This window comes from Pseudomonas sp. 50_B (assembly GCF_017491625.1).
Taxonomy (GTDB): domain Bacteria; phylum Pseudomonadota; class Gammaproteobacteria; order Pseudomonadales; family Pseudomonadaceae; genus Aquipseudomonas; species Aquipseudomonas danubii.
The window spans coordinates 64,219-85,871 of sequence record NZ_JAFGYX010000027.1 but is presented as its reverse complement, the minus strand read 5'-3'; the positions used below and the strand labels follow the sequence as shown (position 1 = coordinate 85,871).

The 21,653-nt window shown below is 64.5% G+C and carries 23 protein-coding genes and 1 pseudogene; 15 read left to right on the top strand and 9 right to left on the bottom strand.

Features of this window, described 5'->3' with window-relative positions:
* Positions 1 to 170 precede the first annotated feature (170 nt).
* The 4 genes from J5M73_RS27405 (at position 171) to J5M73_RS27390 (ending at position 3,359) form a co-directional block, all read left to right on the top strand.
* Positions 171 to 1,523 carry an LLM class flavin-dependent oxidoreductase gene (locus J5M73_RS27405; protein ID WP_242553910.1) on the top strand — a complete coding sequence of 451 codons (1,353 nt, stop codon included), beginning with the start codon at positions 171 to 173 and terminating at the stop codon, positions 1,521 to 1,523.
* Positions 1,524 to 1,586: 63 nt separating this feature from the next.
* Entirely contained in the window at positions 1,587 to 1,925 is a 339-nt protein-coding gene (locus tag J5M73_RS27400; protein WP_102861551.1) for a YegP family protein, read from the top strand.
* A 262-nt stretch (positions 1,926 to 2,187) separates the two neighbouring features.
* A complete protein-coding gene (locus J5M73_RS27395; RefSeq protein WP_207167201.1) occupies positions 2,188 to 2,832 on the top strand; it encodes a hypothetical protein in 645 nt (214 codons plus the stop codon).
* Positions 2,832 to 3,359: a hypothetical protein gene (locus J5M73_RS27390; RefSeq protein ID WP_207816548.1), complete on the top strand. Its 528-nt coding sequence runs from the start codon at positions 2,832 to 2,834 to the stop codon at positions 3,357 to 3,359. The genes J5M73_RS27395 and J5M73_RS27390 overlap by 1 nt, the downstream gene beginning before the upstream one ends.
* Positions 3,360 to 3,428: 69 nt before the next feature.
* Here J5M73_RS27390 and J5M73_RS27385 read toward each other — a convergent pair whose 3' ends face one another.
* A complete protein-coding gene (locus tag J5M73_RS27385; RefSeq protein ID WP_102861554.1) occupies positions 3,429 to 4,316 on the bottom strand; it encodes a dihydrodipicolinate synthase family protein in 888 nt (295 codons plus the stop codon).
* Positions 4,317 to 4,347: 31 nt separating this feature from the next.
* Positions 4,348 to 5,130, bottom strand: a complete 783-nt coding sequence (locus tag J5M73_RS27380; protein WP_102878683.1) for an aldolase — start codon at positions 5,128 to 5,130, stop codon at positions 4,348 to 4,350.
* A gap of 161 nt (positions 5,131 to 5,291) precedes the next feature.
* Between J5M73_RS27380 and J5M73_RS27375 the strand changes: the two genes are divergently transcribed.
* The gene (locus J5M73_RS27375; RefSeq protein WP_102861556.1) at positions 5,292 to 5,834 is read left to right on the top strand and encodes an XRE family transcriptional regulator; all 543 of its coding nucleotides are present in this window, start codon (positions 5,292 to 5,294) and stop codon (positions 5,832 to 5,834) included.
* An 87-nt stretch (positions 5,835 to 5,921) separates the two neighbouring features.
* Here J5M73_RS27375 and J5M73_RS27370 read toward each other — a convergent pair whose 3' ends face one another.
* Entirely contained in the window at positions 5,922 to 6,941 is a 1,020-nt protein-coding gene (locus J5M73_RS27370) for a DUF4917 family protein (RefSeq protein ID WP_102861727.1), read from the bottom strand.
* A 157-nt stretch (positions 6,942 to 7,098) separates the two neighbouring features.
* On the opposite strand from J5M73_RS27370, the gene yiaY reads away from it, so the two are divergent.
* A complete protein-coding gene (gene yiaY, locus J5M73_RS27365) occupies positions 7,099 to 8,247 on the top strand; it encodes an L-threonine dehydrogenase (RefSeq protein WP_102861557.1) in 1,149 nt (382 codons plus the stop codon).
* 51 nt (positions 8,248 to 8,298) lie between these two features.
* Here yiaY and J5M73_RS31955 read toward each other — a convergent pair.
* Positions 8,299 to 8,430, bottom strand: a pseudogene (locus J5M73_RS31955) (type II toxin-antitoxin system RelE/ParE family toxin); the annotation flags it as partial.
* A gap of 128 nt (positions 8,431 to 8,558) precedes the next feature.
* Here J5M73_RS31955 and J5M73_RS27360 point away from each other — a divergent pair.
* The 7 genes from J5M73_RS27360 (at position 8,559) to J5M73_RS27330 (ending at position 14,286) form a co-directional block, all read left to right on the top strand.
* Entirely contained in the window at positions 8,559 to 9,296 is a 738-nt protein-coding gene (locus tag J5M73_RS27360) for a hypothetical protein (protein WP_102861558.1), read from the top strand.
* 10 nt (positions 9,297 to 9,306) lie between these two features.
* A complete protein-coding gene (locus tag J5M73_RS27355; protein WP_102861559.1) occupies positions 9,307 to 10,038 on the top strand; it encodes a hypothetical protein in 732 nt (243 codons plus the stop codon).
* Between the two features lie 3 nt (positions 10,039 to 10,041).
* Positions 10,042 to 10,458: a fosfomycin resistance glutathione transferase gene (fos, locus tag J5M73_RS27350; RefSeq protein WP_102861560.1), complete on the top strand. Its 417-nt coding sequence runs from the start codon at positions 10,042 to 10,044 to the stop codon at positions 10,456 to 10,458.
* A gap of 126 nt (positions 10,459 to 10,584) precedes the next feature.
* Positions 10,585 to 11,223, top strand: coding sequence for a LysE family translocator (locus J5M73_RS27345; RefSeq protein WP_102861561.1), 639 nt, complete (start codon positions 10,585 to 10,587; stop codon positions 11,221 to 11,223).
* 108 nt (positions 11,224 to 11,331) lie between these two features.
* Positions 11,332 to 12,681, top strand: coding sequence for a GGDEF domain-containing protein (locus J5M73_RS27340; RefSeq protein ID WP_102861562.1), 1,350 nt, complete (start codon positions 11,332 to 11,334; stop codon positions 12,679 to 12,681).
* A gap of 157 nt (positions 12,682 to 12,838) precedes the next feature.
* Positions 12,839 to 13,363 (top strand): DUF4142 domain-containing protein, encoded by a 525-nt coding sequence (locus tag J5M73_RS27335; protein ID WP_102861563.1) that lies wholly within the window; start codon positions 12,839 to 12,841, stop codon positions 13,361 to 13,363.
* Between the two features lie 149 nt (positions 13,364 to 13,512).
* On the top strand, positions 13,513 to 14,286 hold the full coding sequence (locus J5M73_RS27330; RefSeq protein WP_207816547.1) for a GNAT family N-acetyltransferase: 774 nt from the start codon (positions 13,513 to 13,515) through the stop codon (positions 14,284 to 14,286).
* Positions 14,287 to 14,293: 7 nt separating this feature from the next.
* Here J5M73_RS27330 and J5M73_RS27325 read toward each other — a convergent pair whose 3' ends face one another.
* From J5M73_RS27325 to J5M73_RS27305, 5 genes are all read right to left on the bottom strand, one after another.
* Positions 14,294 to 15,070: an AraC family transcriptional regulator gene (locus J5M73_RS27325; RefSeq protein WP_102861566.1), complete on the bottom strand. Its 777-nt coding sequence runs from the start codon at positions 15,068 to 15,070 to the stop codon at positions 14,294 to 14,296.
* A gap of 113 nt (positions 15,071 to 15,183) precedes the next feature.
* Entirely contained in the window at positions 15,184 to 16,452 is a 1,269-nt protein-coding gene (locus J5M73_RS27320; protein WP_207816546.1) for an FAD/NAD(P)-binding oxidoreductase, read from the bottom strand.
* On the bottom strand, positions 16,449 to 16,688 hold the full coding sequence (locus J5M73_RS27315) for a (2Fe-2S)-binding protein (RefSeq protein WP_205413463.1): 240 nt from the start codon (positions 16,686 to 16,688) through the stop codon (positions 16,449 to 16,451). Before J5M73_RS27315 ends, J5M73_RS27320 begins: the two co-directional genes overlap by 4 nt.
* Positions 16,679 to 17,800: an FAD-dependent oxidoreductase gene (locus J5M73_RS27310; protein ID WP_102861568.1), complete on the bottom strand. Its 1,122-nt coding sequence runs from the start codon at positions 17,798 to 17,800 to the stop codon at positions 16,679 to 16,681. The genes J5M73_RS27315 and J5M73_RS27310 overlap by 10 nt, the downstream gene beginning before the upstream one ends.
* Positions 17,797 to 18,729: a 4-hydroxyproline epimerase gene (locus J5M73_RS27305; protein WP_207816545.1), complete on the bottom strand. Its 933-nt coding sequence runs from the start codon at positions 18,727 to 18,729 to the stop codon at positions 17,797 to 17,799. The genes J5M73_RS27310 and J5M73_RS27305 overlap by 4 nt, the downstream gene beginning before the upstream one ends.
* 264 nt (positions 18,730 to 18,993) lie before the next feature.
* Between J5M73_RS27305 and J5M73_RS27300 the strand changes: the two genes are divergently transcribed.
* Entirely contained in the window at positions 18,994 to 19,914 is a 921-nt protein-coding gene (locus J5M73_RS27300) for a dihydrodipicolinate synthase family protein (RefSeq protein WP_102861570.1), read from the top strand.
* Positions 19,915 to 20,056: 142 nt separating this feature from the next.
* Positions 20,057 to 21,628: an APC family permease gene (locus J5M73_RS27295; RefSeq protein ID WP_207816544.1), complete on the top strand. Its 1,572-nt coding sequence runs from the start codon at positions 20,057 to 20,059 to the stop codon at positions 21,626 to 21,628.
* Positions 21,629 to 21,653: the final 25 nt, after the last annotated feature.

The window sequence follows — 21,653 nt, the reverse complement described above, 5'->3', positions numbered from 1 at the left end:
CCACTACTTTTCCGCGACGCCGCTGGACGATGCCCAGGGCGCCTTTCTCAACGGTTATCGCGGGGTGATGCTGTTTTTGGCATTGGCGACGCTGCTGGTCTGGACTGCGGTCAGCCTGTTGCTGCGCGCCGCGCCGAGTCCGGTGGCGGCGGCCGAGGAGGGCGCCAGCCATGGCTGAGCGCGGCGGGCAGATGGGGCTGGGGGCCTTTCTCTCCGGCTCCGGGGCCCACGGCGGCAGTTGGCGCCATCCCCGGGCGGATGCCGATGCCTCGTTGAATTTCCAGCGCTACCGACACTACGCCCAGACCCTGGAGCGGGGCTGTTTCGACGCGCTGTTTCTCAACGATAACGTGGCCGTGGGGGATCTCGATCCGCGGGTGCTGGCTCGCAGTTCCCACAGCCTGCGCTGGGACCCGCTGACCCTGCTGCCCGCCCTGGCGGTGGTGACCCGGCACATCGGCCTGATCGCCACCGCCAGCACCACCTACAACGAGCCCTACAACCTGGCGCGCAAGTTTGCCTCGCTCGATCACTTGAGCGAGGGCCGGGCCGGCTGGAACCTGGTGACGGGGCTGATCGGCGGGGAGAACTTCAATCACCCCGAGCCCCCCAGCCATGCCGAACGTTATGCCCGGGCCGAGGAGTTTTTCGCGGTGGTCAGCGGCCTGTGGGACAGCTGGGCCGATGACGCCTTCCCCCGGGACAAGGCCAGCGGCCAGTGGTTGCAGCCGCACAGGATGCACCTGCTGGAGCACCGTGGCCGGCACTTCCAGGTGCAGGGACCGTTGAATGCGCCGCGTCCGCTGCAGGGCTGGCCGGTGATCGCCCAGGCCGGGTCTTCGGGCCCGGGCTGTGAGCTGGCGGCCCGCTGTGCCGAGCTGGTGTTCACCGCCCAGACCGACCTGCAACAGGCCAAGGATTTCTACGCCAGGCTCAAGGAACGACTTCCCCATTACGGTCGCCATGCCGGGCAGTTGAAGATCTTCCCGGGGATTGCGCCCACGGTTGGCCGGACCCTCAACGAGGCCGAGGAGAAGTATCAGCAGTTGCAGGAGCTGCAGGACCCGGAGGCCCAGCTCAGGGCGCTGTCCTACTTGCTGGACCTGGGCATCGACCTGTCGACACTGCCCCTGGATGCCCCAGTACCGCTGTTGGCGGACGCGGCCCCCACCGAACGCCACAAGAGCCGCCGGCAACTGGTGGTGGATCTCGTGCGTCGGGAGCGGCCAACGCTGGCGCAGCTGCTGCGCAGCCTGTCCGCCAGCGGGCACAAGGTACTGGTGGGGACGCCAGGGCAGATCGTCGATGAACTGGCGACCTGGTACGAGGAGTACGCCGCCGATGGCTTCAATGTGCTGTTCACCCACCTGCCGGGGGCCATCGACGACTTTGTGCAATTGATCACCCCGGAGCTGCAACGCCGGGGCCTGTTTCGCCAGCGTTACACGGGGCGCACCCTGCGCGAACACCTGGGGCTTGCGCGAGTGGAAAACCGATTTTTCAGTCATCGGGGCAATGGCTGAATCGCGCAAAGAGTCTTTACTTTCAAGCCGCAACGCCCATCAATCAACGCAAGGAACAACAGCATGTCCGGATGGTATGAGTTGAAGAAAAGCAGCAACGGTCAATTTCGTTTCGTGCTCAAGGCGGCCAACGCCGAGACCATTCTCACCAGCGAGCAATACACCACTCGCGCGGCCGCGGAGAACGGCATTGCCTCGGTGCAGGCCAACAGTCCCCTGGAGGAGCGCTACGAGCGCAAGAGCACCAAGGACGGCCAGCCCTATTTCACGCTGAAGGCGGCCAATCACCAGATCATCGGCAGCAGTGAAGCCTATTCATCGGAGGCGGCCCGGGACAAGGGCATCGCCAGCGTCAAAGCCAACGGTCCGAGCCACAACATCAAGGACCTGACGGGCGCCTGAACCCGGTTCGACAAGGTCTTTGCCGCTTGGTCCGATCAGGGGCCAGGCGGCCTTGCTGCAGCGCCATCGGCCCTGTGGCAGCGGGTCGCCCGCGATGGCGGCGGGCTTGGGTTCGAGCCCCTGACGGGCGCCAGCCGATTGGCGACTGAATTCTGGCGAAATGCCATCACTTGTTTTATCCTCCGCGCCCGTCAACGGGCGCTCGGCAGGCCTGGCGCATGGGTTGACGTTATCGATCATTGTCCAAGGGATCTGCGACCTCATGATTCGCCCTCTCGTATTACTCGCCGCGCTGCTGGCGCTGAGCGGTTGCTACAGCCTGTCTTCCACGAAAATCGCCGAGAGCATGCGCCCCGACTCGCAGTCGGGGGTGGCCTATGTGGTGGGCGTGGTGGGCATCTGGCCGAAGGCGGTGCACACCGCCAACGAACAGATGCTGCTGATTCGCCCACGAGGCGGTGAGGGCTTCGCCTCGGCACGCTTGTACAACCAGATCTACGGCCGCACGCCACGGGATGTGCGCGAGACTTGGCACGGCATCGGCAGCCTGTTTGTGATGCCGCTCAAACCCGGGCGCTACGAGATCTACAACCTGCACTTTGACCGCGGCAACGCCACCGCCTGGAGCCGCGAAGACTTCTCCATCCCCCTGGAACTGGAAGCCGGCAAGGCCTATTACGTTGGTGATTTCCGCGCCGGCTGCCTGTCGGCGACGGGGGCCAAATGCGTGTTTCTGCACAGTGACCATCTGGAGCGCGACGCCGCCCTGGTACGGGCCAAGTACCCGCAGGTACCGAGCCTGCAGCGGGTCGATCTAGAGAAGATGGAAGACGTCACGTCGCTGATCGTCAAGGAGCAGGGACCCAAGGCGTCAATGCTCAAAGCCATGCTATCGGGGGATCTGTAATGCGCAGTCGGTTGTTGCTGATGCTGATGCTGGGACTTGGCGGTTGCCAGACCAGCCATAGTCTCAAGTCGGCCGAGGTGGATTATCAGCAGCGGTTGCCAGCGATCAGCGTCAGTGTGATGGGAGCCATCCCTGCCGGCCTGATCCGTGACGACCTGCGTCGTCGCGGCACCTTCGAACAGGTGCAGCCGGGGTTCAGTGCCGATGGCTACAACGTGATCGTGATGGCCGACAGTGACTACTTCGGCTGGCAGAACATTCCCATGGGGCTGCTCAGTGCGATGACCTTTTTCATCGTGCCGGGCCGGGTCACCTGGGACAGCCAGGTGATGTTCCATGTCAGCCGTGGCGACCAGCCGCTGGCCAAGTATCGGGTCAGCAATCAGACCCGTTCCTGGCGCGGTTGGGCCAACCCTGATGGCAGCCAATACCAGCATGTGCAGCGCATCACCGACGACTTCATCGCGCAGATGCTGCAGGACCCGCAGTTCAAGGCCCAGGCCCCTGTGGCGCAGAACAGCCACTGAGCCACGCGTGAACGCGGCCCATGGCAAAGCCCGGACGGTGTCAGCCGCCCGGGCTTTTTGCTCAGGGTTTCAAGCCAGGGTATGCAGCAGCCTCTGCAACTGTTGGCGTGCGCCCTGGTCCAGGGCAAACACCGGCCGGCGCGGCTCGCCGGCGTTCAGCCCGGCCAGTTCCAGCCCGGCCTTGACCGTGGCCGGCAAGCCGCCCTTGAGGATGAAATCCAGCAGCGGCAGCTGGCGGTAGAACAGCTCCCGGCCGCGCTGCAGGTCGTTGTCCAGCAGCGCCTGGTAGAGGTCGAGATTGAGCTGCGGGATCAGGTTCGCCGCCGCCGTGCACCAGCCGCTGGCACCCGCGGCGAAGGCTTCCAGGGCCAGCGGGTTGCAGCCGTTGTAGAACGGCACCTGGCCTTCGCCCAGCAGGTGCAGCTTGTGCATGCGCTGGATGTCGCCGGTGCTTTCCTTGACCAGGGTGACGTTCTCCACGCTGTGGAAAATCTTCAGGATCAGCTCCACCGACATGTCGGTGCCGCTGGTGGCCGGGTTGTTGTAGAGCATGATCGGCACGCCGATGCTGGCGCCGATGGCCTGGTAGTGGGTGAGGATCTCGGCTTCGCTGAGTTTCCAGTAGGAGGTGGGCAGCACCATCACCACGTCGGCGCCCCGGGCTTCGGCAAAGCGCGCGCGGCGGATGGCCTTGGCGGTGGTCAGGTCGGAGACGCTGACGATGGTCGGCACGCGCTTGGCCACGTGGCGGATGCTGAACTCGGCGACCTGGTCCCATTCCGCGTCGCTGAGGTAGGCGCCTTCGCCGGTGCTGCCCAGGGGCGCGATGGCGTGGACGCCGGCGTCGATCATGCGGTCGATGGAGTGCCCGAGGGCATCCAGGTCCAGGCCTTCGCCGTTAGGGCCGAAGGGGGTGACGGTGTAGCCGATGATGCCGTGGATCTTGGTGGTAGGCATGGTGCAACTCCTGCAAGGCATAGGGGGTGGATCAGTTCAGGCAGTCGGCGTGTTTTTTCAGGTTTTGCCGAGCGTAATAGTTGAAGGCGGCGCCGTGGCGCTTGGGCTTGGAGATCCAGTCGTGGGCTTCGCGGCCCAGCTCAGGGAGGATCGGCTTGATGGTGCCGGCGGCCATGGCCAGCAGTTGCAGCTTGGCTGCGCGCTCGATCAGTTGGGCGATGACACAGGCTTCCTCGATGCTGGCCCCGGTGGACAGCTGACCGTGGTGGGAAAGCAGGATCGCGCGCTTGTCGCCCAGGGCCGCGGAGATGATTTCGCCTTCTTCGTTGCCCACCGGCACCCCGGGCCAGGCTTCGAGAAAGGCACAGTCCTCGTACAGCGGGCAGAGGTCCATGTGCGACACCTCAAGCGGCACTTCCAGCATCGACAGCGCGGCAACGTGGGTCGGGTGGGTGTGGATGATGCAGTTCACGTCCGGCCGGGCGCGGTACACCCAGCTGTGGAAGCGGTTGGCCGGGTTGGGCATGCCGTGGCCTTCCAGGACTTCCAGGTCTTCGTTGACCAGCAGCAGGTTGCTGGCGCTGATTTCATCGAAACCCAGGCCCAGTTGCTGGGTGTAGTAGGTGCCGGGCTGCGGACCGCGGGCGGTGATCTGCCCGGCGAGGCCCGAGTCGTGACCGTTCTCGAACAGAATGCGGCAGGTCAGGGCCAGCTTTTGCCGGTCGGTCCACGTATTATCCGCCAGGGTGTTTTGCATCTGGGTCAGGGCTTGCTTGATCAGTTGGTCCTTGGGCAGTGCTAATGTCTTGGCCATATCGGGGTCCTTGGTGAGGGTGCAATGGACGTCGGGTTTGCACTTCACCTGTTACTTGCAAGGTTGTTGGGTGAATGCGAATGACACTAAAGAGGCTATATGACACTTTGTGTCATTGGCAAGCGCCAATCGTTGTTTTCTAGATGGATTAATCGCTCCACATGTCTATCCGTTTGAAATTATTGAGAAAAAAACTTGGCGTGACCCTGGAGGCCCTGGCCGAAAAATCCGGGATGACTAAGAGTTATCTGTCGAAAGTCGAGCGTGGGTTGAACACCCCGTCGATCGCGGCGGCGCTGAAATTGGCCAAGGCGCTGAACGTCAAGGTCGAGGAACTGTTCGCCGAAGACAGCCTCAGCCTCGACAGCTACAGCCTGGTGCGCAGCGATGAGCGCCAGTCACTGGCGGCCAACGACCAGACCCCGGGCTATGCGGTGCTGGCCCATCAGGTCAGCGAGCGCAACCTGCTGCCGTTCATCATCTACCCGGCCAAAGAGTTCAGTGACAAGACCTTCAAGGAACACCTGGGGGAGGAGTTCCTGTTTGTTCATGAAGGCCAGGTGGAAGTGGATTTCATGACCGAGCGGGTGATTCTCAACCGTGGCGACGCGCTGCACTTCAACGCCCAGAAACCCCACCGCATCCGCTCCCTGGGGGATGAGCAGGCGCAGTTGCTAGTGGTGGTACACAGCAACGAAGAATGAACCCGACCACTTCCTGTAGCCGCTGCCGCAGGCTGCGAACGGGCCGCAGGCCCGCAGCGATCCCAAGGACTCCCGCGCCCGGCGCAATCAGCGTTCCACGGGCACCGACAGGGCCGGGTTGCCCAGGGCGTGGGTCTTGGAATCGAAGAAGCGCAGGTTCAACTCCAACCCTTCGAACAGCTTGGCGTAGTGGCGCTTCTGGTGCTGGATGAACGCCGCGCTGCGCGGGTAGATGGAGATCGCCAGGGTCGTGACGGCCGACTGGCGGATCGCCTGCACCAGGTGCTGGTCCTGGGGGCCGAGGTTGTGGCCGAAGATGCACAGGGCGCCGCTGTGGTCCAGCAGTTGCTGGTAGCAGAACGACAGGTAGTCCGAGCTGCGGATGGTCTTGAGCTTGTCCGCCAGGGGGCCTTCGCTGACGAACAGCGGCACGTCGTCCAGGGTCTTGAGGGTGTTGTTGATGGCGAAGCTGCCCAGCAGGGTGCCTTCGGTGGAGCTCAGCTTGCGCGCGCTGCCGTCCAGGTTGCGCACCAGGTGCAGGCCGCCGTGGAGGTAGAGCAAGCGGGTAGCGGCGCTGGAGGTGGTGCCCAGTGCGAAGGCCGGATCGGCGCCGTGAAACAGGTCATCGATGCCTTGGTTGTCGTGCTGCACCGCCCAGTAGTTGAGCAGGTCGTAGTTGCTGGTGAACACCGTGGGATAGCGTCGCAGTTCCTGGTTGATCGCCGCCAGGCTTTGCGGCTGTACCAGGCGCCAGGGGATGTGCACCGCATGCACGGTGTTGATCAGGGCTTCCTTGATCGCGTAGTAGCGGTTGCGCGGCGCCGCCGAGCTGACGGCCAGGGCCTTGTTGACCCGGCTGGTGGTTTTCAATGCGCCCAGTACCTGTTCGAAGCTGCGGGTCTGCAGGGCTTCGAAGACGCTGAGCTCGGACTGGCTCAGGGGCTTTTCTTCCACTGTGCGAGCGTTTTCGAACAGCGAGTCGTAGGCAAAGTCTTCCCAGACGGCACGGCTGGCACCGTTGCCGATCAGCAGGCCATTGAACGGTGTGCTCGTGCCCAGGGCGTTCCAGTCTTCAAGTTCGGCGTCAAATTCCTGGAAATCCGTCATCGCGGTCATTGGTCTCAAGGCAGAAGGTCATCAGGGCGCCGACTTTATCACGACCGACCCTTGAGCCAGATCAAGATCGCCCGTGACCGATGAGTCGATCCTGTCGGGCAGACATGAATCGACACCCCGCATTGGGCATTCGCCTGGAGACTTCCTCATGAGCAGCACCTTCTTCATCCCAGCCGTCAACATCATGGGCATCAATTGCCTGGACGAGGCCATGAGCGCCATTCGCAATTATGGGTTTCGCAAGGCGCTGATCGTCACCGACGTCGGCCTGGCCAAGGCCGGGGTGGCGGGCATGATCGCCGAGAAGCTGGCCATGCAGGACATCGATTCGGTGATCTTCGATGGCGCCAAGCCCAATCCGAGCATCGCCAACGTCGAGCAAGGGCTGGCGCAGTTGCAGCAGTCGCAGTGTGATTTCGTCATCTCCCTGGGCGGCGGCTCGCCCCATGATTGCGCCAAGGGCATTGCCCTGTGTGCAACCAACGGCGGACACATTGGCGACTACGAAGGGGTCGACCAGTCGAGCAAGCCACAACTGCCGTTGATTGCCATCAACACCACCGCTGGCACCGCCAGCGAGATGACCCGCTTCTGCATCATCACCGACGAGTCGCGCCACGTGAAAATGGCCATCGTCGACCGCAACGTCACGCCACTGCTGTCGGTCAACGATCCGGCGCTGATGGTGGCGATGCCCAAGGGCCTGACCGCCGCCACCGGCATGGACGCCCTGACCCACGCGGTGGAGGCCTATGTGTCCACCGCCGCCAACCCGATCACCGACGCCTGTGCGCTCAAAGCCATCAGCATGATCAGCGCGAACTTGCGCCAGGCGGTGCACGACGGCAGCGATTTGCTGGCCCGGGAGAACATGGCGTATGCGCAGTTCCTCGCCGGCATGGCCTTCAACAACGCGTCCCTGGGCTTCGTGCATGCCATGGCTCACCAGTTGGGCGGTTTCTATGACCTGCCCCATGGCGTGTGCAACGCGGTGCTGTTGCCCCATGTGCAGAGCTTCAACGCCAGCGTCTGTGCCGAGCGCCTGACCGATGTGGCCCACGCCCTGGGCGCGGATATTCGAGGCTTCAGCCCGGAGGAGGGAGCCCAGGCGGCAATCGCGGCGATTCGCGCCTTGGCTCGGGACGTGGAAATCCCCGCCGGTTTGCGGGAACTGGGCGCCAAGTTGCAGGACATTCCGCTGCTGGCGGCCAACGCCCTGAAAGACGCCTGTGGCCTGACCAACCCGCGTCCGGCGGATCAACGGCAGATCGAAGAGATTTTCCGTAGCGCGTTTTGAGGAACGGGCAGGTCCGTTTCGCTGGCAAGCCAGCTCCTACAAGTGAAGCGTTCACCAACGTGCCGGGGGCTGACGGCGGGTATGGAAAATTCGCAGAATCTGTAGCCGGTCCCCGCGCACCCGGTAGGGAATTAGGTACAGCCAGCCGGATATCACCCACCCCCGGGTGCCGGGTAGCCGGCCTGAGGATCGGCCTGAGCAATAGGCGGCCTTATTCCCGGACCCGTGCTCCCAGCGTTGAAAGCGTCGACGGGGCAGAGGATAGTGCGACCTGAAATCGCGCTGTATCCGCCTGTCACAAGGAGTCGTGAATGTTCCGTCGCTCTTCTTTGATCCCGCTTCTGGGCAGCCTGGCGCTGCTGGCCGGCACCACATCCGTCGCGGCCCAGTGCCTGCCGCCGCCCCGCAATGCCGAGGTTCCGGGCTTTTCCCTGTGCAAGGACTGGCCGGCCTTCGACGACCAGAGCATCAGCCTGCTGTCGGAACAGGTCCCGGACCCCAGCGACACCGGCAACGGTGACGGCACCTACAACCTGCAACTGGCGGTGCTGGACCGCAACAGCGGCAAGCCCCTGGCCAGTTACAGACAGCCTGTGGCTTTCGTCTCCGACGCCTTCCGCCTGGAGAGCGTGAAGCTCGACACCGGGCGCTTCCAACTGGCGCCACAAGTGCGGGCCTTTGGGGTTCGGGCTGCGTTCGAGGGCTCGTCCCGGGTCAACCCTTTCAATCAGGTCTGGCTCAGCCTGTATGTGCGCGAAGGCAGCACCCTGCGCCCGGTGCTGGAGAAGTTCCTGGCCCATTCCTACAACGGCGAATGGGATGGCCAGTGCGCCGGCGAGGGCACTGAAACCACGCGTACCCTGGAGATCGCCAAGACCCGCAGCCACGGTTATGCCGACCTGATCGTGCGTTCGGTCAGCGTCAGTACCCGGAGCGAAAAAGTCGGGGAGGAGTGCCAGTCCAAGTCCGTGACCACCAAGCCGGTGCTCATCACTCTGCATTACGACGGCCAGCGTTACGTGCTGCCCAATGGCTACAGCGGTATCTGAGGGAGTTTTGATGAAGTGGCTTGAGTCATGCGGCCTGGGCCTGGCCCTTTGTGCCGGGTTGGGGGGTGTCACGGCGGCGCAGGCGGGGTGCGACAACACGACGGGTATTCCCGGAGAGTTCTATGTCTGCAAGCCCTGGCCCGCAGAGCCGGAGCTGAGCATCAGTGCCCGGGCGACGCCCATGCCCGGGAGCCAGGCTGGCGACGTCAGCAGCTACAGCCTGGACGTATCGCTGCAGGACATCGACTCCGGTTGGACCCTGGCCAGCAACTACAAGGATAGCGCTCTGTTCTCCGATGCCGTGGCCCTGCAGGGGCTGCAGATCGACACCGGGCGCTACCGTTTGAATAAAGAGCAGCGAGCCTTTGGCCTGCGGGTTCTCTATCACCACAGCTCCAGTGCCATGCCCTACGAGAAAAGCGTGCTGACCCTGTATCGACGTGAAGACAAGGAAGTCCTGCCGCTGCTGGAAGGATTGGTGATGGATGAGAGCCACGGCGAGTTTGGCTGGGGCAGTGAGTGCGAGGGCCGCTCCCGGACCCTGCACCGGACCCTGGAAGTCGGCAGTGGCCAGCGCAACGGTTACGCCGATCTGATCGTGCGTACCCGTGAAGTCAGCACCAGGCATTTCAAGGGCCGTGATGGCTGTGAAAGCCGTGATCTGCCGCCCAGGAACACGCTGGCGACCCTGCATTATGACGGCCAGCGCTATGCGCTGAGCAAAGCCCTGAAAGGACAGTAATCGATGCTCACCGGCCTCAATCACCTGACCCTGGCGGTCAGCGACTTGCCCCGCAGCCTGGCCTTCTATCACTCGCTGTTGCAACTGCGTCTGGAGGCCACCTGGGATGCGGGAGCCTACCTGTCACTGCCGGGACTATGGCTGTGCCTTTCCCTGGACCCGCAACGGCGGGCACCGGCGGTTGCCGATTACACCCATTACGCCTTTGGCGTCGGCGCTGTGGATTTTGCAGCGCTGGTCCAGCGCCTGCGTGAGGCGCGAGTGCCGGAGTGGCGCGACAACCGCAGCGAGGGTGCGTCGTTTTATTTTCTCGATCCCGATGGGCATCGACTGGAAGCTCATGTCGGTGATTTGGCTTCGCGATTACGGGCCTGTCGCGAACATCCTTACGCTGGGATGCGCTTTTACCCCGTCGACTGAGGCGCCGCTACCGGGAAGCAGCTGACGAAAGCCGCTGGTGGCAAGGTGCCTTGATCGTGCAGAATCCGCCAGATTCGTTCTGTGCCTGGCGTTGCCGTGAGGTGCATCCGTTCTGGAGTCTTGCTGATGACCTCATCGCTGTTGCTGGCTGTTATTGCCTCGGGTTTCATTTACGCGATCACCCCCGGGCCCGGTGTCCTGGCGGTCTTCGGTATTGGCGCTTCCCGTGGTCGACAGGCTGGCGCAGGGTTTCTCTGCGGGCACTTGCTGGGGGATGTGGTCTGGTGCAGTACGGCACTGATCGCCATTGTCGGCGCCCGGGAAATCGGCAGCGACGCCTTCAACATTCTCGGGGTGCTCAGCGGTCTGTACCTGTTCTGGCTGGGGCTGCGGGCGATCCGCAGTCGTGGTGGCAATGGCGATGAGCCTCAGGGTGCAGCGCGCAATCCGTTCTGGCACGGGATCATCTTCGGCCTGACCAACCCCAAGGCTTATCCGGTGGCGGTGGCGACGTTCACCGCCCTGCTGTCCAGTCGTGCGGAGCTGCTCAGCTGGTCCATGCTTCCCGGCCTGATTGCCCTGAGCTTCCTGGGCGGTCTCGGCGCTTACGCTATTCTCATCGGCGTGGTGGGGGCGCGGCAGGTACGCAGTTGGTATCAGCGTCACGAGCTGGCGATCACCCGGGTCTGCGGGGTGATGTTCATCGGTTTCGCGATCAATGCCCTGCTGCATGCGCTGCCGGGGCTGATCGGCAACAAGGCATAACGCCGCTCGCGGAGTGCGAGGGTGGTGTTCAGCCGGTGTTCGTCACTGGCTGACCGGGCTCAAGGGATGGGTACTCAGTGCATTTTTCATGGGTAGTAGCTTTCTCTGATGGCAACCAAGAACTCCGCGCCTCTGGCGAGTTTCATCGATCTGCTTCTGGACGTCGTGTGCGCCGTAGATAGCCAGGGTCGTTTCGTATTTGTCAGTGCCGCCTGCGAGCGGGTCTTCGGCTACACCGCCGACGAGTTGATCGGCCGGCCGATGATCGAGCTGGTGCACCCGGCCGATCGTGAGCGCACCCTGCAGGCCGCCCGGGAAATCATGGGGGGCGTGCCCAAGCCCAATTTCGAGAACCGTTACCTGCGCAAGGACGGGCGGGTGGCGCACATCCTCTGGTCGGCGCGCTGGTCGGAAGTGGATCAGTTGCGCATCGCCGTGGCCCGGGACATTACCGAGCGCAAACAGGCTGAATCGAAACAGGCGGCGTTGTATGCCATTTCCGAAGCGGCCCACGCCACCGAGGACCTGCTGGTGCTGTTCAAGCATGTGCATCGGATCATCGGTGAGTGGCTGCCGGCGCTCAATTTCGTTCTGGCGCTGTACGACGAGCGCAGCGATAGCCTGAACTTTCCCTACCATGTCGATGACTGCGAAAGCAGCCCGGAACTGCCCGGGACCCTGATCGGGCGTTTCTGCGCGCAGGTGCTGCGGCACGGCCAGTCCTTGCTGCTGGCACCGGAGTGTCCGTCGAGCCGGGATTTGTGGAACCAGTTCGCCGTCGTTCAAGGTCCTCGCTGCTGGTTGGGCGTGCCACTGAATTCGCAGAAGGGCACCATCGGCGTGCTCATGGTCAAAAGTGCACCCGGTGCCCGGGGCTACGGGGAGGCAGAGCTGGAATTGCTGCAGTACGTCAGCGCCCAGCTCGCCGCGGCCATCGAACGGGCGCAACTGCATGCGCGCCTGCACTACATGGCCGAGTACGATCAACTGACTCACCTGCCTAACCGTGAGCTGCTGCGCGAGCGCTTGCGTTCAGCCCTGGCTCGGGCCCGGCGCGACTCGGGACGCATGGCCTTGCTGTATGTCGACCTGGACAAGTTCAAGGAGGTCAACGACACCTGCGGGCATGCTGTGGGCGACATGCTGCTGCAAGCGGTGGCCAATCGCCTCAAAGGCTGCGTACGGGAAACCGACACCGTGGCACGCATGGGCGGTGATGAGTTCGTGGTGCTGCTGGAGAGCGTGCAGCACAGCGACGATGCCCAGCGTGTCGCCGAGAAGATTCGCCACGCGCTCAACGAGCCGCTGCGCCTGGATGGCCATTCGCTGAATATCCTGCCGAGTATCGGCATTGGCCTGTACCCCGAACATGGCCTGGAAGAAAAGCAGCTGTTCAAGCACGCCGATGAGGCGATGTACGCGGTCAAGCGCGAGCGCAAAAGCCGCTCCAGCGCCTGAGGTCCAGGCCAGGGGCGAGGCTCTGCTTCCGGCCTGAACGACTCGCCATTCGTCGTACCACCGGCGATTTTTCTAAACCTTTGCGGCTTCGGGTTTTCCCTATGCAGGCGGGTGCTGTGGCTCCCGCCGTACTGACTTGCAAGAGGAGACTCCCAGCATGAACCCCATGGCCACCATCCTCGGTCGTGCCGGCCTGGCCCTGCTGCTCGGCCTTGGCGCCAGCAACGCCCTGGCCCAGTCCCCCGCGGCCTTTATCGACGACGCCTCGGCCAAGGGCATGGCCGATATCGAAGCCAGCCGCCTGGCGCATCAACACACCTCGTCCAGGGCGGTCAAGGAATACACCATTCAGGTGATCAACGATCGCACCACGGCCAACCAGCACCTGGCCAAAATCGCCAGGCAACTGGACCTGCCGGTGGCCCCCCGAGAGCAGGTCATGGACCAGGCCAAGCGCTTGATGCCGCCGCTACCCGAGGGGACGGATTTCGACCGTGCCTATGCCGCCAACCAGATCAAGGCCACTGAAGCGGCGATCCGACAGATCCAGCAACAGGCTCAAACCAGTGACGTGCCGCAACTCAAGGCCTTCGCCGAGGAAACCCTGCCCAAGCTGGAGAACCACCTGCAAATGGCCAGGGCCATCCAGGCCGGACGTCACACCGAGCGCTTGGATGGTTGAGTGATGATCAACTAGCGCCGTCTGCTTACACCTCAGAACATCCCTTCGCACAATAAAACAGGATTGTGCTGGAGCCGCTGGGCCTGTGGGCTTAACGTGGCCCGGGTCAGGCGGCGCATGGCGCGTCGCGAGGCTCAAGGAGGTAGCAGATGGCGCAGGTGCCCAGCGCGTCGATCATCGATCTGTATCACCAGGCGGAAGACTATTTCTTTGTTTCCATCTCGCAGTTCCATCGGCGCTTCGGCGCCGATCTGAGTGCCTATTGCACCGGGCTTGAAGCCAGCAGCCTGAATCTGTTGATGATGAAGGACCGGCCTGGCGACAACAGCGAGCAACTGGCCGAGGGCGTGGCGTTCCTGCAGCGCACCGGCATGCCGTTCTGTGTGGTGATCCCTCAGGCGCAGGTGTCGCGGGTCAGTCTGCAGTTGCAACAGCGGCACCTGATGGCCGCGGACAAGACCGCTTGCATGGTGCTCGATCTGGCGACCTACGAAGCGCAGGAGGTATCGGCGCCACTGGCGGATGTGCGTTGCACCGATGAGCATCTGGAGGATTGGGGGCTGCCGGTGCAGAGCGCGTTCGAGCCCGATGGCGGAGGCATCGAGCTGTACCTGGAGCGGCACCGGGCGGCGTTGCTGGCCGGCAGGGCTCTGCGCCATTTCACTTTGTATGTCGACCAGCGTCCGGTCAGTGCCCTGACGCTGTCCCTGGGGCCGGGGGTGGCGCGGCTGGATGATATCGGCACTTTGCGCGAGTGCCAGGGACGGGGCTATGCCACGGCGCTGATCCACTCGGTGCTGCGCCTGATCCAGGCCCAGGGCGCGAAAATCTGTGTGCTCGAGGCCTCTCTCGACGGCCTGTCGATCTACCGCAAGGTCGGCTTCACGGGCTTGTTCGACTATTGCACCTTCTGCCAGGCGTAAGTCCTGGCTACGTCGTGGCGTTGAGCCGGAACTGCCGTGGGCTGAGTCCGGTCAGGGACTTGAACTGCCGGCTGAAGGCGCTGTGATCGGTGTAGCCGCATTGCAGCGCCACCTCGGTGATCGGCTCCTGGGTCAGCAGCAGCCGTGAGGCGTGTTCCAGGCGTGCCTTGTGGATCATCTGCCGGGGCGTGAGGTGGAAGATGCGCTTGCAGTAGCGCTCCAGCTGCGCCGTGGACAGGTTGGCGATGCGGGTCAGGTCCTGCAGGCGGATGGCTTCGCTGTAGTGCTCGCGGATATGCCGGTCCACGGCCGCCAAACGCTCGTAGGCCGGATGGGTGTCACGGGCTGCCTGCAGGTCCAGGGAGATGCCGGCCATGCCGATGATCTGTCGGTCGTGTCCATACAGCGGCAGTTTGTGGGTCAGGCACCAGCCGGGTTCGCGACTGCCGTACAGGTGCAATTCCAGTTGGCCCTTGATGGTGATGCCCTGGCGCAGCACGCGCTGGTCCTGCTCGGTGTAGACCGGGCCGAGCACCGCCGGAAAGACTTCGGCGGAGGTCTTGCCGAGCAATGGCCGGATGTTCTTGAAGCCGCAGCGCTGGGCCAGGGTCAGGTTGGCGATCAGGTAGCGGGCCTGCAGGTCCTTGATGAAAAACACGGCGCTGGGAATGCAGTCCAGCAGGGGGGTGATCGGGGCCATGCTGGCCAGCAGGCTGTTGATGTCCCCGAGGGATTGGGCGGCGATGGCCCTGGGCAAGTGGTGGAGCTGTGCGCTATCGATCATCGTCGGCCTCTCTCTAGGGGGCTTGGGGGATGGGTCTGTGTCGATAAAGCCAGGGGGTACAAAAGGGCTGTGCAAGCTGGCCGGGTGTTCCCGACCAGGGTGGGTTCAGGGGCTCAGTCTGCGGCGTCGTGGCAGGTCTCGTCGAGCATCAGGGTGGCGAGCCGGGCCGGCACCAGCGGCGTTCGCGGGGCCACCATGGGCCAGTTGAACAGGCGCTGGGCGGCGCTGGCGCAGACCCGGCCCTGGCAGGCCCCCATGCCGCACCGGCTGTGCAACTTGGCGCTGGGCCAATCGGCTGCCGCCGCCACCGCAGCGTAGGGCACATCTTCGCAACGGCACAGCAGTGTCTCGGGTCGGGCCAGTTCGAGGATCTGCGGTTGCAGCTCGAAGTGACGCTGCAACTGCCTGGCAAAGGCCTGCCAGTGCTGGCGCTGGCGGATCAGGCTGGCGGCGCGGGCGCTCTGGCCGCTGGCCACGCAGCCGGCAATCTCGCCTTCGATCAGGGCCAGTTCGCTGCCACCGATGCCGGTGCATTCTCCGGCGGCAAGGACCTGGGGCAGGCTGCTGCGCTGCTGCTGGTCGACCGCAATGGCGCCGTGTTCCAGGTGACAGCCCAGATGGCTGGCCAGACGGGTATTGGGCACCAGGCCGAAGCCGCAGGCCAGGTAGTCGCAGGGGATTTCCTCGCTGCGCCGACCCTGGCGGATGCGTACCCCTTGCAGGTGCCGGTCCCCCAGGGCCTCCACCACATGGGCGTCGCAACGGTAGGCCGGGGTGGCCAGCTTCAGGGCCTGGGCCAGCTTGCTTGGCCAGCGCCACAACTGGCCGGCGAAACCCAGCACGGAGGCTGCGGTGGCCTGTTCCAGCACCCGCACCACGCGGGCGCCGGCCTGGCGTGCGGTGGCGGCGCTGGCCAGCAGCAAGGGGCCGCTGCCGGCGATCACCAGGGTTTTTCCATTCACCTGCAGGCCATTCTTCAGCAGGGCCTGCAGGCCTCCGGCACCGGTGACCCCGGGCAGGGTCCAGCCGGGAAAGGGCAGCAGCAGTTCCTGGGCACCGCAGCACAGGATCAGCTGTTCAAAGTCCACCTGCCAGGCCTGTTGCGCGTCCTCCAGCAACAGGCGCTGCGGGCCCAGGGCGGCGATGATCCGGGTGGCGCTGAGGTAGCGCAGCGTCGGGTGCTGCAGGATCTTGAAGCGCTCGGCCTGGAGAGCGGTGGGCGGGTACCCGGGGCCATTGCGCCAGATCTGTCCGCCGGCCCGCGGGTTGTCGTCGATCATCAGGATCGAGGTGGCGCTGTGGCTGGCGGCCTGGGCGGCGGCGAGTCCCGCCGGGCCGCTGCCGACTATGACGATCTGGCAGTGCAGGCGTTGGGCGCTCATTGGCTGCGCTCCACTTGCATGCCATCCCGGCACAGGGTCTGGCAGGCCAGTTGACGGTGACCGTCGATGGTCATCCGACATTCCTGGCAGATGCCCATGCCACAGAACGGCGCTCGTGGAGCACCGCTGCAGGCGGTGCGGGTATAGGGCACGCCGCTGTTGGCCACAGCGGCGGCCACCGTGAGGCCGCCGCGGACCTCCAGCGCTTGCTGATCCAGGTAGATGATCACGGGCATTCTCCAGTCAGGGCGGCGAAGCGTCCGGGCAGATAGGGGCGCGGGTCGATTGCCGGGCATTCGCAGAGCATCAGGTCCACCAGCAGCCGCGCGCTGCCGGGGGCGGTCGTCACGCCCAGGCCTTCATGGCCAACGGCCAGCCACAGGCCCGGTTGTTGCGGGTGTTCACCCAGGATCGGCAGGCCGTCCGGGCTGGCGGCGCGAAAGCCGGTCCAGGCGCGGATGCCGTTGAGCGTTGCCAGCTCTGGCAGGTATTGCACTGCCCGTTGCAGCATGGGCGCCAGTACGGCCGGTTCGACTTGAGGGTCGAGGGTGTCGAATTGTCGGGACGAGCCGATCAGCAACTGGCCGGTCGGACGCGGCTGGACGTTGAAGGCCACCGAGGTGCCGTCACTGGCGTGGGCACTGGCGGCGTAGCCCAGTTCGACCAGTTGATGCTGGACCTGTTGCGGGTAGCGGTCGGTGATCAGCAGGTGGCCCTTCTTCGGCCGCAGGGGCAGGGCCGGCAGCAGTTCCCGGGCGGCGAAGCCGTTGGCCAGCAGCACCCGGGGGGCGCGCAGGACCCGGCCGTCGTCCAGCTCCAGCTGATCGCCGGCCACCCTACGCACATGGCCGCACTGGCGCTGGATCAGTGGATGGCTGCTGAGCATCCAGTGGGCGGTGGCCGGGGCGTAGAGAATGCCGTCTCCGGGGATCTTCAGGGCGCCGCCCAGGCCCGGGCGCAGCATCGGCTCCAGCGCCGCCAGCTGCGGGCCGTCGAGCAGGTGGCCGGTGACGCCGTGGTCTGCCAGGGTCTGCTGCTTGGCTCGCGCCAGGTCCATTTCCTCGCGGTCGGCGGCCAGCCACAGGGTGCCGCAGTTGCGATAGGCACAGGCCTCGGGCAGACGTTCGCGCAACTGCCGCCACAGGCCGATGGAGTAATGACTCAGGGCCAGCTCCGCCGGGTTGTCGTCCATGGCCACAAGATGCCCCATGCCGGCCCCGGTGGCACCGCCACGGGCGTCGTCCAGTACCTGCACCCGCAGGCCGCGGCCGGCCAGTTCATGGGCGCAGGCGGCACCGATGATGCCGGCGCCGACCACGATCACGTCGGCCTCGCCCTGGGCATTCACGAGCCGATGCCCCAGGCGAACGGGTCGCTGTCATCGAGCAGCAGGGTCGCTTCGGCGCTGATGTGGGCGCTGCCACGCAGGGTGGGAATGATCCGCTCGCCGGCCTGCTCGTAGTGGGCGCTGAACTGACTGCCGATGACGCTGGCCTGGCGCCAGGTCTGGCCGGGAGCGAGCTTGCCGTCCGCCGCCAGGCAGGCCAGCTTGGCGCTGGTGCCGGTGCCGCAGGGGGAGCGGTCGTAGGCCTTGCCGGGACAGAGCACGAAGTTGCGGCTGTCGGCCTGTGGGTCGTCGGCGAACAGTTCGATGTGGTCGATGACTTCGCCCTCGGCCCCGGTCACCCCGGCGGCTTCCAGGGCCTCGCGCACGCGCCAGGTGTATTGGGTCAGGGCTTCGACATTGTCCAGGGCAATGTCCTGGCCGTGATCGCTGATCAGGAAGAACCAGTTGCCGCCCCAGGCGATATCGCCATGCACCGTGCCGTGCCCCGGCACTTGCAGCGCCACCTGGGTGCGGTAGCGATAGGCGGGGACGTTGCGCACGCTCACCGACAGATCGTCGTGCAAGGTGGCCTCCACCGTGCCCACCGGGGTTTCGATGCGGTGCACGCCGTAGTCGATGCGTCCCAGGTGGTACAGCGAACGCACCAGGCCGATGGTGCCGTGGCCGCACATGCCCAGGTAGCCGCTGTTGTTGAAAAAGATCACGCCGGCACAGGCCTCCCTGGCCTGTGGCTCGCAGAGCAGGGCCCCGACCAGCACGTCGCTGCCCCGGGGTTCGAGGACGCAGGCGCGGCGCCAGTGATCGTGCTGGCTGCGCAGGGTCTGCAGGCGCTCGGCCATGGAGCCACGGCCCAGCTCGGGAAAGCCGTCGATTACCAGGCGAGTGGGTTCACCTGCGGTGTGTGAGTCGATCACGGTTATTTTTTTCATGGCGGCACCTGACGGGAAAGAACGACAGAGTGGCCTTGGCGGGGGCGGCGTTGCTTGTGGGTTTTCGCTGTGGCAGATGACGAAATCAGCACAGTTTCGCCATGGCCGCTGTGGCGCTGGAGCTGCAATGGGGTGAGGGGCGAGTGTGCCGATTTCGTCTCTTGCAGGGGCGAAAAGCCTCAAGCTGCAAGGGGGATAAAAGGCGACTCTGGTCTGGGTTTTCAACGTCAGTCGGCCCGGCCGACCTCAAACAAGGACCAGACCATGAGCCGTAAAGCCATCCAATGGAGCGGTGTATTCCCCGCTGTGACCACTCAATTCAAAGCCGATTTCTCCCTCGACCTGCAGGCCACCCACCAGGTCATGCGCAACCTGGTGGACGACGGCGTATCCGGCCTGGTGGTGTGCGGCACCGTGGGGGAGAACACCTCCTTGAGCACCGCGGAAAAACTCTCGGTGATCGAAGTCGCCAAGGACGCCGCCGGCGGTCGGGTGCCGGTGATCGCCGGGGTGGCCGAATTCACCACCGAGTTCGCCCGCCATACGGTGCGCGAAGCGGCTCGGGTCGGGGTCGATGGGGTGATGGTGATGCCGGCCCTGGTGTACTCGGCCAAGCCCCATGAAACCGCGGCGCATTTTCGTGCGGTGGCCACCGGCACCGACCTGCCGGTGATGGTCTACAACAACCCGCCGATCTACAAGAATGACGTCACCCCCGAGGTGCTGATCGCCCTGCAGGACTGCGAGAACATCGTCTGTTTCAAGGACTCCTCCGGCGATACCCGGCGTTTCATCGATCTGCGCAACGCGGTCGGCGATCGCTTCGTGCTGTTCGCCGGTCTCGACGATGTGGTGGTCGAGAGCGTGGCGGTGGGGGCCGAGGGCTGGGTCTCGGGCATGTCCGTGGCCTTTCCCAAGGAGGGTGAGACCCTGTTCCGCCTGGCCAAGGAAAAACGCTTCGAGGAGGCCCTGGCCCTGTACCGCTGGTTCATGCCGCTGCTGCACCTGGACGCTCGTCCGGACCTGGTGCAGTGCATCAAGCTCTGTGAAGAACTGGTGGGCCGTGGCTCGTCCATCACCCGGCCGCCGCGTCTGGCGCTGCAGGGTGAAACCCTGGCCGAAGTCAAAGCCCTGGTCGCCAAGGCCCTGGCCACGCGCCCGAGCCTGCCGGACGTCGGCCTGTAGAAACGGGCCTGCAGGATTTGTCGGGTGCCCTGGGTGGGGGCATCCGCTTCTGCAATACCCCATGTGCTGCAAGCGTCGAGCGGCTCCGCCGACGTGACATTCGACTTGCCTATTCCAATAACCTCAAAAAAGGCGCAGCCCCATGTCAGGCAAAGGCAAATTCAAGAAACAACTCTCTCTGGTGGACCTGACCTTTATCGGTCTGGGTGCGATCTTCGGTTCCGGCTGGCTGTTCGCGGCCAGCCACGTTTCGGCGATTGCCGGGCCGGCGGGGATCTTTTCCTGGCTGCTGGGCGGGTTCGCCGTGCTGCTGTTGGGCATCGTTTACTGCGAGCTGGGAGCCGCCCTGCCCCGGGCTGGTGGGGTGGTGCGCTACCCGGTGTTCTCCCATGGCCCGCTGCTGGGCTACTTGATGGGTTTCATCACCCTGATCGCCTTTTCCAGCCTGGTGGCGATTGAAGTGGTGGCGGCCCGGCAATACGCCGCGGCCTGGTTCCCGGCATTGACCCACGAAGGCTCCAGCAACCCGACCATCATCGGCTGGCTGGTGCAGTTTGCCCTGTTGTGCCTGTTCTTCTGGCTCAACTACTACAGCGTCAAGACCTTCGCCAAATCCAACAACTTCATCAGCCTGTTCAAGTTCATCGTGCCGCTGCTGGTGATCGCGGTGCTGTTCACCTTCTTCAAGCCCGACAACTTCCATGTCCAGGGTTTTGCCCCGTTCGGCCTGTCGGGGATCGAGATGGCGGTTTCGGCGGGGGGCATCATCTTCGCCTACCTGGGGCTGACGCCGATCATCTCGGTGGCCAGTGAAGTGCGTAATCCCCAGCGCACCATTCCCATCGCGCTGATTCTCTCGGTGCTGCTCTCGACCTTGATCTACGGCCTGTTGCAACTGGCCTTTCTGGGCAGCATTCCCACGGAAATGCTGGCCAACGGTTGGAGCGGCATCAGCAAGGAGTTTTCTCTGCCGTACCGCGACATTGCCTTGACCCTCGGGGTCGGCTGGCTGGCCTATCTGGTGGTGGCCGACGCGGTGATCTCCCCCAGCGGCTGCGGCAACATCTACATGAACGCCACGCCGCGGGTGGTCTACGGCTGGGCCCGGACCGGGACCTTCTTCAAGGTTTTCACCCGCATCGATGAAGAGTCCGGCATCCCGCGTCCGGCGCTGTGGCTGACCTTTGGCCTGTCGGTGTTCTGGACCCTGCCGTTCCCCTCGTGGGAGGCGCTGATCAACGTGGTGTCAGCGGCCCTGGTGCTCAGTTATGCGGTGGCCCCCATCAGCGTCGCGGCGTTGCGCAAGAGTGCACCGCAGCTGGCGCGGCCGTTCCGGGTCAGCGCCTTTGCCCTGCTGGGTCCGGTGTCGTTCGTGATCGCGGCATTGATCGTCTACTGGTCCGGCTGGGGCACGGTGTCCTGGCTGCTGGGGCTGCAGATCCTGATGTTCGTGATCTACCTGCTGTGCAAACGCCTGGTGCCCACCGACCACCTGAGCCTGGGCGAGCAGTTGCGCTCATCGCTGTGGCTGATCGCCTTCTATGGGCTGACCATTGTCATTTCCTACCTGGGCAGCTTCGGCGGCATCGGCGCCCTGACTCATCCCTACGACACCCTCACCGTCACTCTCATGGCCCTGTGCATCTACTACTGGGGCGCCAATACCGGAGTGCCCAGCGCCAAGCTGGTGCTGGACGGCGATGAGGTGGAATGACCACTTTCATGCAGACGAGGTTATC

Coding starts and splice junctions, on each gene's coding strand:
- J5M73_RS27380 (WP_102878683.1), bottom strand. CDS start 5,130: ATGGCCAAGACATTAGCACTGCCCAAGGACCAACTGATCAAGCAAGCC.
- J5M73_RS27335 (WP_102861563.1), top strand. CDS start 12,839: ATGAACCCCATGGCCACCATCCTCGGTCGTGCCGGCCTGGCCCTGCTG.
- J5M73_RS27370 (WP_102861727.1), bottom strand. CDS start 6,941: ATGACGGATTTCCAGGAATTTGACGCCGAACTTGAAGACTGGAACGCC.
- J5M73_RS27315 (WP_205413463.1), bottom strand. CDS start 16,688: ATGCCCGTGATCATCTACCTGGATCAGCAAGCGCTGGAGGTCCGCGGC.
- J5M73_RS27385 (WP_102861554.1), bottom strand. CDS start 4,316: ATGCCTACCACCAAGATCCACGGCATCATCGGCTACACCGTCACCCCC.
- J5M73_RS27325 (WP_102861566.1), bottom strand. CDS start 15,070: ATGATCGATAGCGCACAGCTCCACCACTTGCCCAGGGCCATCGCCGCC.
- J5M73_RS27390 (WP_207816548.1), top strand. CDS start 2,832: ATGCGCAGTCGGTTGTTGCTGATGCTGATGCTGGGACTTGGCGGTTGC.
- J5M73_RS27320 (WP_207816546.1), bottom strand. CDS start 16,452: ATGAGCGCCCAACGCCTGCACTGCCAGATCGTCATAGTCGGCAGCGGC.
- J5M73_RS27305 (WP_207816545.1), bottom strand. CDS start 18,729: ATGAAAAAAATAACCGTGATCGACTCACACACCGCAGGTGAACCCACT.
- J5M73_RS27330 (WP_207816547.1), top strand. CDS start 13,513: ATGGCGCAGGTGCCCAGCGCGTCGATCATCGATCTGTATCACCAGGCG.
- J5M73_RS27405 (WP_242553910.1), top strand. CDS start 171: ATGGCTGAGCGCGGCGGGCAGATGGGGCTGGGGGCCTTTCTCTCCGGC.
- J5M73_RS27375 (WP_102861556.1), top strand. CDS start 5,292: ATGTCTATCCGTTTGAAATTATTGAGAAAAAAACTTGGCGTGACCCTG.
- yiaY (WP_102861557.1), top strand. CDS start 7,099: ATGAGCAGCACCTTCTTCATCCCAGCCGTCAACATCATGGGCATCAAT.
- J5M73_RS27295 (WP_207816544.1), top strand. CDS start 20,057: ATGTCAGGCAAAGGCAAATTCAAGAAACAACTCTCTCTGGTGGACCTG.
- J5M73_RS27300 (WP_102861570.1), top strand. CDS start 18,994: ATGAGCCGTAAAGCCATCCAATGGAGCGGTGTATTCCCCGCTGTGACC.
- J5M73_RS27345 (WP_102861561.1), top strand. CDS start 10,585: ATGACCTCATCGCTGTTGCTGGCTGTTATTGCCTCGGGTTTCATTTAC.
- fos (WP_102861560.1), top strand. CDS start 10,042: ATGCTCACCGGCCTCAATCACCTGACCCTGGCGGTCAGCGACTTGCCC.
- J5M73_RS27360 (WP_102861558.1), top strand. CDS start 8,559: ATGTTCCGTCGCTCTTCTTTGATCCCGCTTCTGGGCAGCCTGGCGCTG.
- J5M73_RS27340 (WP_102861562.1), top strand. CDS start 11,332: ATGGCAACCAAGAACTCCGCGCCTCTGGCGAGTTTCATCGATCTGCTT.
- J5M73_RS27395 (WP_207167201.1), top strand. CDS start 2,188: ATGATTCGCCCTCTCGTATTACTCGCCGCGCTGCTGGCGCTGAGCGGT.
- J5M73_RS27355 (WP_102861559.1), top strand. CDS start 9,307: ATGAAGTGGCTTGAGTCATGCGGCCTGGGCCTGGCCCTTTGTGCCGGG.
- J5M73_RS27400 (WP_102861551.1), top strand. CDS start 1,587: ATGTCCGGATGGTATGAGTTGAAGAAAAGCAGCAACGGTCAATTTCGT.